Source organism: Stenotrophomonas sp. Steno-Z1 (genome assembly GCF_056393175.1).
In genome coordinates this window covers 16,808-28,427 of sequence record NZ_JBWJPB010000004.1, presented here as the reverse complement: position 1 = coordinate 28,427, position 11,620 = coordinate 16,808, and the positions used below count along the sequence as shown (strand labels likewise).

Below are 11,620 nucleotides of genomic sequence, written 5' to 3'. Positions count from 1 at the left end.
TGCCGCAGCCTACGCGATCGCTGCCACGCGGTCCCGCAGGTACTGCGCCAGCGTATCGCGCTGGGCCGGGTCCAGGCGCAGCCCCAGGCGGGTGCGACGCCACAGCAGGTCCTCCGGCGTGCGCACCCACTCCTGCGCGACGAGGTAGTCCACCTCGCGCTGGTACAGCCCGGCGCCGAAATGCGTGCCCAGGTGCGCCGGCGTGCTGGCCTCGCCCAGCACGGTGCTCGCACGGGTGCCGTAACGGCGCGCCAGCGTTGCCAGCAGGGCAGGGGGCTGCTGCGGGTAGGCTGCCTGCAGGCGCTCCTGCACGTGCTGCGCATCGCCGCCGTCGCCGCCCGGCAGCACCGGCCCCGCGCCGGTCCAGGCCGGTTCGGTACGGCCCAGCAGCGGGCCGAGCTGGTCCACCGCTTCTTCCGCGAGGGTGCGGTACGTGGTCAGCTTGCCGCCCAGCACGCTCAGCAGCGGCGCCTGGGTGGCATCGAGCTGCAGGCGGTAGTCGCGGGTGACCTTGGCCGCGTCATGGTGGTGGTCGGCCAGCAGCGGGCGTACCCCGCTGTAGCGCCAGACAACGTCACCGGCGTGTACCGCCGTGCGCAGCCAGCGGTTGGCCGCCGCGCACAGATACTCCACTTCGTCGTCGCTGGCCCGTACCCGGGCGGGGTCACCGTCGTAGTCCACGTCGGTGGTGCCGATCAGGGTGAAGTCCTGCTCGAAGGGCAGCACGAACACGATCCGCTGGTCGGGCTGCTGCAGCAGGTAGGCGCTGTCGTGGGCATACAGGCGCGGCACCACGATGTGGCTGCCCTGGACCAGCCGCAGCCCGATCGGCGCATCCATGCCCGCACGCTCGAGCAGGTCGCCGGCCCAGGGGCCGGTGGCATTGACCACCGCGCGGGTGCGCAGGCGCACGATGCTGCCATCGGCGTCGCGTAGCACCGCCCACCAATGATCGCGATGGCGGATCAGCTGTTCGCAGCGCGTGCGCACGCGGATCCGGGCACCGCGCTCATGCGCGTCCAGCACGTTGAGCAACACCAGGCGGGCATCGTCCACGCGCGCGTCGGCATAGCTGAAACCACGGCGGACGCCCGCGTGCAGCAGCGCCCCGCGCGGATCGCGGCGCAGGTCCAGGCGCTGCGAACGCGGGAAGGCCGGGTCGGCATGGCCAAGGTGGTCGTACAGCCACAGGCCGGCGCGCAGCATCCAGCCCGGGCGCAGGTGCGCGGCCTGCGGCAGCACGAACTCGGTGGGCACCACCAGGTGCGGGGCCAGCCGCTGCAGCACGCTGCGCTCGCGCAGCGCCTTGCGGACCAGGCCGAATTGGCCGTACTGCAGGTAGCGCAGGCCGCCATGGATCAGCTTGGTGCTGGCGCTGGACGTATGCGCGGCCAGGTCGTCCTGTTCGCACAGGCACACCGACCAGCCGCGCCCGGCAGCGTCCCGGGCGATGCCGGCGCCGTTGATGCCGCCGCCGATCACCAGCACGTCCAGCATCGGCTCCGTTCCGGCTGCTTCCATCCCCATTCCCGCTGATGCGATGCCGGCAGTATCGGCGGGCCCGAGGCAAGGCCGAATGAAAGCACGCGACCGGCACCAGGCCGGAAAACGACAACGGGCCCGCGAGGGGCCCGTTGGTACAGCAGTGACGCGGACGGCGCTTAGAAGCGGGCGCCGATGCCGAAGCCCACGGTCCACGGATCCAGCTTGGCCTTGTCGCCGGTCTTGTCGCCGTTGACGGTCAGCTCCGGACGCGAATGCATGTAACGGGCATCGGCGCGGGCGAACCAGGTGCTGTTGATGTTCATGTCCACGCCGACGGTGCCGATGGCGCCCTTGGCGGTCTTCAGGCCGATGTGGCCGATGTCGCTGGCCAGGTCTTCATTGCTGAAGTTGGACTCGTAGTAGCCGGCGCCCACGAACGGACGGAACACGTTGTCGGCCTGGCCGAAGTGGTACTGGCCGCTCAGCGCGATCGGCTGCTGCTCGACCGTGCCCAGGCGCGCGCCATCGGTGCCACGCACGCGGTGGTCGAACTTGTCCGCCGCGCCCCACAGCTCAACTGCCCAGTTGTCGTTGATGTAGTAGCTGAAGCTCAGGGTCGGGGCCGGGCCGCCGTCCACCTTGCGCACGCCGTCGAGCGGATCGTTCTTCGGCTGCAGCAGCGAGACGCCGCCAACCACGGCAAAATGCTTGCCCGAGGCGGTGTCGGTGGTGGAATCCTGCGCGAAAGCGGCCGGTGCGAAGGCCAGGGCAGTCAGGGTAGCCAGGGTCAGAGTGCGGATGGAGCGCATGGGGGAATCTCCTCAGAATTTTTTTTGTTCTCGACCCCGTTGGTTCCGGGGCGAGGCAAACGTAGTCCCCGCAACATGAATCGAATCCGACGCGCGTTAAAATTTGGTTTGTTCTGTTCAGCGAACAGCAGAAAATCCCTGCAAACATGCGCATTACGGCGTTTGCCGATGTTCATGCACCTGGTGGAGATGTGATGGAAGAAACAACCTGCATCGGGTTTCCCGCGCAGCTCACGCCGGGGTGTCGGGTGCTGGTCCTCGGCTCGATGCCCGGCCTGGCATCGCTGCAGGCCGCGCAGTATTACGCCCATCCACGCAATCGCTTCTGGCCGTTGATGCAGGCGTTGTGCGCGGTTGACGCCACGCTTCCCTACGCCGCGCGCATGCGCGCGTTGAACGCGGCGGGGGTCGGCGTGTGGGATGTGATCGGGCAATGCCGGCGGCGTGGCAGCCTGGATGCGGCGATCGTGCGCGGCAGTGAAGTGCCCAATGCACTGGATGCCGTGATCCCGACGCTGGCGCAGCTGCGTGCGGTGGCCTGCAACGGCAGTGCCGCCTACCAGGCGTTCCTGCGTTTCATCGCGCCCGCACTGCCGGCGCGTACCCCCGCGCTGGCGATCTGGTCGCTGCCATCGACCAGCCCGGCCAACGCGGCCTGGCCGCTGCCCCGGCTGCAGGCGGCCTGGCAGCCGCTGGCCGATGCGCTGCCCTGAGCCGGCCTGGCACGCGCTGTGCCGCGGACAATACGGTACCGACTGGAAAATCCTGCTTTACGCTGTACCAAGCGCAAGCCGGCCAAGCCAGGCCACTGCAACGGCTTGTCCCGGGACAGGCGCCGCAAAAAATCGCGCAGCCGGTTGGCGCTGCCGCCTCCTGCCCTACAATAGGCGATTCCCTACACCAGATTGCCGGAGTTATCCCCATGGCCGAAATCAAGGAAGCACGTGTCCCCGATATCGGTGACTACAGCGATATCCCGGTAATCGAGGTGCTGGTCGCCGTTGGAGACACCGTCAAGAAGGACCAGGGCCTGGTCACGCTGGAATCGGACAAGGCCACGATGGAAGTGCCGTCCTCGGTGGCTGGCGTGGTCAAGGAGATCAAGGTCAAGATCGGCGACAACCTGTCCGAGGGCAAGGTCGTGGCCCTGATCGAGGTCAGCGAAGGCGAGGCCCAGCCGGCCGCTGCCGCCGCACCGGCCCCGGCCGCCAAGAGCGAAGCGGCCGAGACCGCGACCAAGGTCGAGCCGGTCGCCGCCCCGGCCCAGCCGGACAAGCTGGCCGCCCGCGAGATCGAGCAGGCCGCGGCCAAGCCGACCCAGCCGGCCCCGGCCGCCGCTGCCCCGTCGGCCGGCGCGCCGAGCAGCCCGCCGGTGCAGTTCAACGCCGACAGCGTGCTGCCGCAGAAGGTTCCCTATGCCTCCCCGGCGGTGCGCGTGTTCGCCCGCGAGCTGGGCGTGGACCTCAACCAGCTCAGCGGCACCGAGAAGGGCGGCCGCATCACCAAGGGCGACGTGCAGAAGTTCGTCAAGTCGGCCCTGACCGGCGGTGGCGCCGCCACGGGCGGCAGCGTGGCCGCCGGTGGTGGCCTGAACCTGCTGGCCTGGCCGAAGGTCGACTTCAGCAAGTTCGGTGAGGTCGAGGTCCAGCCGCTGTCGCGGATCAAGAAGATCTCCGGCGCCAACCTGGCCCGCAACTGGGCCATGATCCCGCACGTCACCCAGTTCGAGCAGGCCGACATCACCGAGCTGGAGGCCCTGCGCGTGGCGCTCAACAAGGAAAACGAGAAGGCCGGCATCAAGCTGACCATGCTCGCCTTCCTGGTCAAGGCCAGCGCCGCGGCGCTGAAGAAGTTCCCGGAGTTCAACGCGTCGCTGGATGCCAGCGGCGAGAACCTCACCCTGAAGAAGTACGTCAACATCGGGTTCGCCGCCGATACGCCGAGCGGCCTGGTGGTCCCGGTGATCCGCGACGTCGACAAGAAGGGCGTGGTGCAGATCGCGCAGGAATCGGGCGAACTGGCCAAGAAGGCGCGCGACGGCAAGCTGGGCCCGGCCGACATGAGCGGCGGCTGCTTCTCGATCAGCTCGCTGGGCGGCATCGGCGGCACCGCGTTCACCCCGATCGTCAATGCACCGGAAGTGGCCATCCTGGGCGTGTCCAAGTCGTCGATCCAGCCGGTCTGGAACGGCAAGGAATTCGCCCCGAAGCTGATGCTGCCGCTGTCGCTGAGCTACGACCACCGCGTCATCGACGGCGCGCTGGCCGCACGCTTCACCACCTACCTTTCGCAGGTGCTGGCCGACATGCGGCGCGTCCTGCTGTGAGGCATGGCCTGGCATGGGCGCTGATGCTGGCGGTGCTGCCGGTGTCGCAGGCGGGCGCGGCGGAATGCGCGTCCGGCCTGGGACGGGGCTGGCCGCCGGCGGTGGGCAACTACGGCCAGGCGGTGGAGACCCTGTTCGAGGGCAAGGCGCAGCCGGCGTTGTCGCTGGTCACCCTGCCCAAGAGCGGGGTCGAGACCGGTGTGGCGCTGCTGCCGGGCACCCAGGAACAGGAATGGACGCTGCGTTACAGCCGTGCCGACAAGCGCGTCTACAACTGGAGCAGCAACGCCCGTGGCGGCGGCCTGGAACTGCGCGTGGCGCAGGAGCCGGACCAGTACCAGGTGAGCATTCCGGCCGCATTGGCGCAGCGCCTGCTGCGCAGCTGGCAGGCCGCACTCGATGCGGCCGTGCCGGCCGACCGCAAGGCCGCGGCGCTGGACGGTGAGGTGCTGTCCTTCCAGGTGGATGGGCAGCGTTTCAGCGGTCCGCGCCCGGAGTGCGGCAGCGGCAAGCTGATGATGAAACAGGTGGCGCTGCTGATCGAAGCCAGCGACACCAAGGAAAAGAAGCTCGACCGTCGCTGGAAAGATCTGGACGAGTCGCTCGACGAACTGCAGCAACTGCTCGCCGGCAAGGCCGGCTGAGTACCAGGAGAACAACGATGGCCGCAATTGAAATCAAGGTTCCCGACATCGGCGATTACAGCGGTGTACCGGTGATCGAACTGCTGGTTGCCGTGGGCGACACGGTGAAGAAGGACCAGGGTCTGGTCACGCTGGAATCGGACAAGGCAACGCTGGAAGTGCCGTCTTCGGCGGCTGGCGTGGTCAAGGAAATCAAGGTCAAGCTTGGCGACAACCTCTCCGAGGGCGACGTCGTGCTGGTGCTGGAGGCCGAAGGCGAGGGCGCTGCCCCGGCCCCGGCCGCGCCGGCCAAGGCCGAGGCACCCAAGGCCGAGGCCCCGGCCAGCAAGCCGCCGGTGACCCCGTCGCACCGCGCCCCGGCCGAACCGGCGGCGCCGCAGCCGGCGCTGTCGTCGGGCAAGCCGGCCGATATCGAGTGCAAGATGGTGGTGCTGGGCGCGGGCCCGGGCGGGTATACCGCCGCGTTCCGTTCGGCCGACCTGGGCGTGGACACCGTACTGGTGGAGCGTTATGCCAGCCTCGGCGGCGTCTGCCTCAACGTGGGCTGCATTCCGTCCAAGGCGCTGCTGCATGCAGCGGCGGTGATCGACGAAGTGGCCCACGCGGGCGATTTCGGCGTGGAATTCGGCACGCCGACCATCACCCTGGACAAGCTGCGCGGCTACAAGGAAAAGGTGGTCACCCAGCTGACCAAGGGCCTGGCCGGCATGGCCAAGCAGCGCAAGGTGCGCACGGTGCAGGGCCTGGCCACGTTCGTGTCGGCCAATGAGCTGGAGATCGTCGGCGACGACGGCAAGACCCAGCTGCTGCGCTTCGAGCAGTGCATCATCGCCGCCGGTTCGCAGGCGGTGAAGCTGCCGAACTTCCCGTGGGACGACAAGCGGGTGATGGATTCCACCGATGCGCTGGAACTGGCGGACGTGCCGGGGTCGCTGCTGGTGGTGGGCGGCGGCATCATCGGGCTGGAAATGGCGACGGTGTACGCGGCCCTGGGCAGCAAGGTGACCGTGGTCGAGTTCATGGACCAGCTGATGCCGGGCGCCGACAAGGACCTGGTCAAGCCGCTGGCCGACCGCCTGAAGAAGCAGGGCGTGGAGGTCCACCTGAAGACCAAGGCGTCGGGCGTGAGCGCCGATGCCAAGGGCATCACGGTGACGTTCGAGGCCGCTGCCGAAGGCGAGGCGCCGGCACTGGCGCAGGGCACCTTCGACCGCGTGCTGGTGGCCGTGGGCCGCTCGCCGAACGGCAAGAAGATCGCTGCCGAGAAGGCCGGCGTGCAGGTCACCGAGCGTGGCTTCATTCCGGTGGACCGGCAGATGCGCACCAACGTGCCGCACATCTTTGCCATCGGCGATATCGTCGGCAACCCGATGCTGGCCCACAAGGCCACGCACGAAGGCAAGCTGGCCGCGGAAGTGGCCTCGGGCGAGAAGAAGGAGTGGGTGGCGCGGGTGATTCCGTCGGTGGCCTACACCAACCCGGAAATCGCGTGGGTGGGCGTGACCGAGACCGAGGCCAAGGCCAAGGGGCTCAAGGTGGGCGTGGCGAAGTTCCCGTGGGCGGCCAGCGGCCGCGCGATCGGCATCGGTCGTACCGAGGGCTTCACCAAGCTGATCTTCGATGAAGAAACCCACCGCATCATCGGTGGCGCCATCGTCGGCGTGCACGCCGGCGACCTGCTGGCCGAGATCGGGCTGGCGATCGAGATGGGCGCCGAAGCCGAAGACATCGGCCACACCATCCACGCCCACCCGACGCTGAGCGAATCGGTGGCGATGGCGGCGGAAATCTACGACGGCACGATCACCGATCTGTACATGCCGAAGAAGAAGTAAGCCGCCCGCAAGGCAATGGCACCGCATCAACAAAAAACCCGGCGAACGCCGGGTTTTTTGTGCGCGGCGGGCAAGGGGCGGTACCCACATCAGCGGTCAAGGCACGCCAACGCCAGGCACCACTACATCAAGTCCGCCCGCCGCCCGCAGCGCTCGTCGCTCCCCCAACCGCACCCCCGATGATCCCTCCAGAGGGTACCGGGCAGCCCGGCCCGGGACCGTCAAGCGGCATGGATGCCGCTTGTCGAGCCCCCATGGAAGGGTTCACGGCGTGTCCCGGGCCGGGCTGCCCGGTACCCTCCGGCGACACCCGCAAGGCGCCAGGCCGTTGCCTTCGCCTTCGCCGTTGCCGTTGCCGTTGCCTTCGCCCTCAAACCCACGCAACGAATCACCAAAAAACAAACGCGCAAAGAAAAACGCGACAACAGGTCACCCTGTTGCCGCGCTCGGAGAGAGACGCTTGAACCGACTTAGAAGACGAAGCTCACACCGGCCACCGGGCCCTTGAACTCCTGCTTCAGACCGATCGTGCCGTCGCTGCCGGTCTGGTCCACGTCCAGCTTGAACCAGTCGTAGCCGGCGAACAGGCCGAAGTTCTTGGTCAGGCGGTAGTCCACGATCGCGTTGGCGCGGGTCAGGTCGCCATCGTAGTCGTCGAAGTTGCCCCACTTGGTGTTCAGGTACTGGCCCTGCACGGTGATCATCCACTTCTCGGACGGGTTGAAGCTCATGCGTGCGCCAACCACCGGCGCCACGCCGTCGGCCTTCTCGTCCAGGAAGCGACCCTGGTACAGGTCACCCACGTCCGCATAGGCCTTCGTGCTCACCTTCGCGTACTCGGCACCCAGCTGCAGGCCAAGGTCGAAGGTATCGGTGTCCACCACCGAGTAGTCGTACACCAGGCTGGCCACCTGGTACTTCAGCTCGCCCTTGATGAAGCTGCCGGCCGGGACCGACACATCGCCGAAGCTCACGCCGTCATCCAGCGTCTCGCGGCGGTCCTTGTCGTACTTGAAGTAGTTGAACAGCAGGCGCTGGCGGTCGCTGATGCGGAACATGCCGTCGACACGCGGCTCCCATTCCTTGCCGCCCAGCTTGAAGTCCTCGGAGAAGCCCACCTCCTGGCCAGCGACGTTGGTGTTGCCGCGGATCGTGTTGTCCGAATCGATGTTCATCGCGCCCAGGCGCAGCGCGAAGCGATCATCGCCCTCGGCGGCACTGGCGGTGTTGGCATGGGTCAGCGCGGCCATGGCCAGCGGCAGGGCGAGGAGGGGGAGCATCAGGCGCATCGGTGTGTGTCCTTGCAGTGGTTCATTGATGTGCCGACACTCTGCCCAGCGCCGCGTCCACCATTCGTGAACGTATGGTGGAGGATGTGTGTACCGTTCATGCGCAAAGGTGCGCCGCCGATCACATTCTGTGTCCGCCGGGTGGCCTAGCCCGCGTTATTGGGCAGTCGTGCCGCGGGGCACTGAAGGCCGCAGCAGGGCCCCGAAAAAAGTGGCCCCGGAGAGAGCTCGGGGCCACTTTGTGGTGCAGACCTGCCTTCGGGGCGTCGACGAGGATCGAAAAGTGCAGGTCGATGGGTCTGACCGGACGCTGCGACCAAAGTTCAATATGTTGCGTTGCAGCAGGCGGAGAGCCTGACAGGCCGGGATTGGCCCGGAGGTGGACCGCAAAATCTGTGGCGATGCAGCAACTTGCGGGCATCCGGGATGAACAGGGGGCGGTTGTCTCGCAAATTGTCCCGTTGCTATAATTTGGCGGCTCGACGGGGCGCTAGTTTGCGACCCCGGCCTTTCTACTCAAGAACATGCAGGACATACGTGTGCTGAACTCCGTTGATTCGGGTCGGCGACTGATGCTGCGCGCAGCGGTTTACCCGCTGGCTGCAGTGGCTGTCCTGGCCTTGGCCTTCCTGCTCCTGGCGGGCACGATGTACGCCCTGGGGGCGCTGGCATCGGGTGTGGCGGTTTCAGCCGGTGGTTGGGTTGCCGCGCGCATGGCCCTCGGGGGCGGTGTGCAGGCTGCGGGATCGGCGATGACCCGCCTGATCCTGGCAGTAGTGGCAAAGTGGGTGCTCGTATTCGGCGTCCTGATGGTGGGGTTCCTGGTCTTCAAGCTGCCTGCATTGGCGCTGCTGGCCGGTATCGCCGTCGGGTTGATGTTCCAGGTCCTGGCTCTGGCCAGGCGCTGATCCATTTTATTTAACTCAAGGTTCCGGACACATGGCAGGCGAGGCGCTGACACCCACCTCCTACATCCAACATCACCTGCACAACCTGACGTTCCATATGCAGGAAGGTGGTTTCTGGGCGATCCACGTCGACACCATCGTGACTTCGGTCCTGATGGGCCTGTTGATGGTGTTCGGCTTCTGGATGGCGACCCGCAAAGCGACCGCGGGCGTCCCGGGCAAGTGGCAGGCGTTCGTGGAGATCTGCCTGGAGTTCGTTGACCGCCAGGCCAAGGACACCTACCACGGCACCAGCAAGCTGGTGACCCCGATCGCGATCACGATCTTCTTCTGGATCCTCCTGATGAACCTCATCAAGATGATCCCGGCCGACTTCATCGCCATGCCGCTCGAACTGCTCGGCGTGCCGTACTGGAAGCCGGTCCCCACCGCCGACGTCAATGCCACCCTGGGCATGTCGATCAGCGTGTTCTTCCTGATGCTGTTCTTCGCACTGCGCGCCAAGGGCCTGGGTGGCTTCACCAAGGAATTCCTGACCGCACCGTTCGGCAAGTTCATGATGCCGTTCAACCTGATCCTCAACATCGTCGAGTGGCTCAGCAAGCCGATCTCGCTGGCGATGCGACTGTTCGGCAACATGTTCGGCGGCGAAATCGTCTTCCTGCTGATCTGGGTGCTCGGCAGCGCGGGTATTGCCGGCGCCATCGCAGGCGGTGCATTCGGCCTGGGCTGGATGCTGTTCCATCTGCTGGTGATTCCGCTGCAGGCCTTCATCTTCATGATGTTGTCCATCGTGTACCTGAGCCTGTCGGAAGACGCTCACTGAGTTTTCGCTTCACCCTTCATCCGTTTGTTTCTAAACCCTTAGCTATTCAAAGTTCCAGGAGAAAACCATGTACCTCGCCGTCCTGACCAACCTCGCCCAAGTCCAGAGCTCCACCGTCCTCGCCGTCGGCATCATGATCGGCCTGGCCGCGCTGGGTGCCGGTCTTGGTCTGGCCATCATGTCCGGTAAGTTCCTGGAATCGGCTGCCCGCCAGCCGGAACTGATTCCGGTCCTGCAGGTCCGCATGTTCATCACCGCCGGCCTGATCGACGCCGCGTTCATCATCTCGGTCGCCGTCGGCCTGCTGCTGGCCTTCGCCAACCCGACCATCGGCGAGTTCGTTGCACGCCTGCCGGCTGTTGCTGGCTGATCCAGCAACAGCGAAACGATCAGGCGCCCCGTGCGCCTGATCGCGGATGAAGGATCGGATGCGCCGCCCCGGCGGCCCATCCACCCCGTCACCCCCGATTGAGCGAACCCCATGGATATCGGTTTTACCCTCGTTGCCCAGGCACTGGCTTTCGCCGGTCTGATCTGGATCATCGCGACCAAGATCTGGCCGCCGTTGATGAATGCCATCGAAGAGCGCCAGCAGAAGATCGCTGAAGGCCTCGCCGCTGCCGACCGCAGCCAGAAGGATCTGGCCCAGGCGCAGGAAAAGGTCAACGAAGCACTGAAGGATGCACGCGGCAAGGCCAACGAGATCATCGACCAGGCCCACGCGCGCGCCAATCAGATCGTTGAAGCCGCCAAGAATGAAGCCATCGCCGAAGCGAACCGCCAGAAAGACCTGGCCCACGCCGAAATCGAGGCTGCCGCCAACCGTGCCCGTGAAGACCTGCGCAAGCAGGTGTCCGCCCTGGCCGTGAGCGGTGCCGAAAAGCTGCTCAAGCGCGAAATCGATGCCAACGCCCACAAGGCGCTGCTCGACGAGCTGGCATCGGAGATCTGATCGATGAGCCAGGCCCTCACGCTTGCACGCCCGTATGCCCGCGCCGCGTTCGCGACCGCGCGCGACGAAGGCACGTTCGCGCCGTGGTCGGACGCGCTTGCGTTCTCCGCCCACGTAGCCGCCGACCCGCGCGTGGCGGCCTTGCTGTCGAACCCGGAACTGGAGCGCGGCGATGCCGTCGCGCTGCTGGCCCCGGAATCGTCCAGCGAGACCTTCGGTCGCTTCCTGGCCCTGCTGGCCGACGCGCACCGTCTGCCGCTGCTGCCGGAAATCGCCGGCATGTACGCCCAGCTGCGCGCTGAAGCCGAACACGTGGTCAAGGCCACGGTCACCTCGGCAACCGAACTGTCCGCATCCGAGCTGGACGCCATCAAGGCCGCGCTGCGCAAGCGCTTCGGCTGCGAGGTGGACGTGACGACCGCGGTCGATGCATCGCTGATCGGCGGCGCCGTGATCGACGCCGGCGATGTGGTCATCGATGGCTCGCTCAAGGGCAAGCTGTCGCGCCTGCAGACCGCGCTCGCTAACTGAATTCATTTAACGTCC

Annotated in this window: 12 protein-coding genes; 9 read left to right on the top strand and 3 right to left on the bottom strand. The window is 66.6% G+C overall.

The genetic code is table 11. The features are described from left to right. Positions 1–9 precede the first annotated feature (9 nt). Positions 10–1,521 (bottom strand): glycerol-3-phosphate dehydrogenase, encoded by a 1,512-nt coding sequence (glpD, locus tag AC06FD_RS12560; RefSeq protein WP_478077981.1) that lies wholly within the window; start codon positions 1,519–1,521, stop codon positions 10–12. 140 nt (positions 1,522–1,661) lie between these two features. Continuing rightward, positions 1,662–2,294: an OmpW/AlkL family protein gene (locus AC06FD_RS12555; protein WP_259209702.1), complete on the bottom strand. Its 633-nt coding sequence runs from the start codon at positions 2,292–2,294 to the stop codon at positions 1,662–1,664. A 194-nt stretch (positions 2,295–2,488) separates the two neighbouring features. On the opposite strand from AC06FD_RS12555, the gene AC06FD_RS12550 reads away from it, so the two are divergent. The 4 genes from AC06FD_RS12550 to lpdA all read left to right on the top strand — a co-directional run bounded on the left by AC06FD_RS12550 (position 2,489) and on the right by lpdA (position 7,099). Continuing rightward, on the top strand, positions 2,489–3,007 hold the full coding sequence (locus AC06FD_RS12550; RefSeq protein WP_394164222.1) for a DNA-deoxyinosine glycosylase: 519 nt from the start codon (positions 2,489–2,491) through the stop codon (positions 3,005–3,007). Between the two features lie 209 nt (positions 3,008–3,216). After that, positions 3,217–4,620: a dihydrolipoyllysine-residue acetyltransferase gene (gene aceF / locus AC06FD_RS12545; RefSeq protein ID WP_478077980.1), complete on the top strand. Its 1,404-nt coding sequence runs from the start codon at positions 3,217–3,219 to the stop codon at positions 4,618–4,620. Next, positions 4,617–5,264, top strand: a complete 648-nt coding sequence (locus tag AC06FD_RS12540; protein WP_394164223.1) for a hypothetical protein — start codon at positions 4,617–4,619, stop codon at positions 5,262–5,264. The genes aceF and AC06FD_RS12540 overlap by 4 nt, the downstream gene beginning before the upstream one ends. A 17-nt stretch (positions 5,265–5,281) precedes the next feature. Continuing rightward, positions 5,282–7,099: a dihydrolipoyl dehydrogenase gene (gene lpdA, locus AC06FD_RS12535; RefSeq protein WP_478077979.1), complete on the top strand. Its 1,818-nt coding sequence runs from the start codon at positions 5,282–5,284 to the stop codon at positions 7,097–7,099. Positions 7,100–7,569: 470 nt separating this feature from the next. Here the strand turns inward: lpdA and AC06FD_RS12530 are convergent, their stop codons facing one another. Next, positions 7,570–8,379, bottom strand: a complete 810-nt coding sequence (locus tag AC06FD_RS12530; RefSeq protein ID WP_478078129.1) for a hypothetical protein — start codon at positions 8,377–8,379, stop codon at positions 7,570–7,572. Between the two features lie 548 nt (positions 8,380–8,927). Between AC06FD_RS12530 and AC06FD_RS12525 the strand changes: the two genes are divergently transcribed. The 5 genes from AC06FD_RS12525 to AC06FD_RS12505 all read left to right on the top strand — a co-directional run bounded on the left by AC06FD_RS12525 (position 8,928) and on the right by AC06FD_RS12505 (position 11,605). Beyond that, a complete protein-coding gene (locus tag AC06FD_RS12525; protein ID WP_181394075.1) occupies positions 8,928–9,296 on the top strand; it encodes a hypothetical protein in 369 nt (122 codons plus the stop codon). Positions 9,297–9,327: 31 nt separating this feature from the next. Continuing rightward, positions 9,328–10,122 carry a F0F1 ATP synthase subunit A gene (atpB, locus tag AC06FD_RS12520; RefSeq protein WP_259209692.1) on the top strand — a complete coding sequence of 265 codons (795 nt, stop codon included), beginning with the start codon at positions 9,328–9,330 and terminating at the stop codon, positions 10,120–10,122. Positions 10,123–10,189: 67 nt separating this feature from the next. Further along, positions 10,190–10,492, top strand: coding sequence for a F0F1 ATP synthase subunit C (gene atpE / locus AC06FD_RS12515; RefSeq protein ID WP_038686092.1), 303 nt, complete (start codon positions 10,190–10,192; stop codon positions 10,490–10,492). Between the two features lie 111 nt (positions 10,493–10,603). Continuing rightward, a complete protein-coding gene (locus tag AC06FD_RS12510) occupies positions 10,604–11,074 on the top strand; it encodes a F0F1 ATP synthase subunit B (RefSeq protein WP_038686094.1) in 471 nt (156 codons plus the stop codon). Between the two features lie 3 nt (positions 11,075–11,077). Next, complete coding sequence (locus tag AC06FD_RS12505) at positions 11,078–11,605, top strand: F0F1 ATP synthase subunit delta (RefSeq protein ID WP_259209683.1); 528 nt, start codon at positions 11,078–11,080, stop codon at positions 11,603–11,605. Positions 11,606–11,620 lie beyond the last annotated feature (15 nt).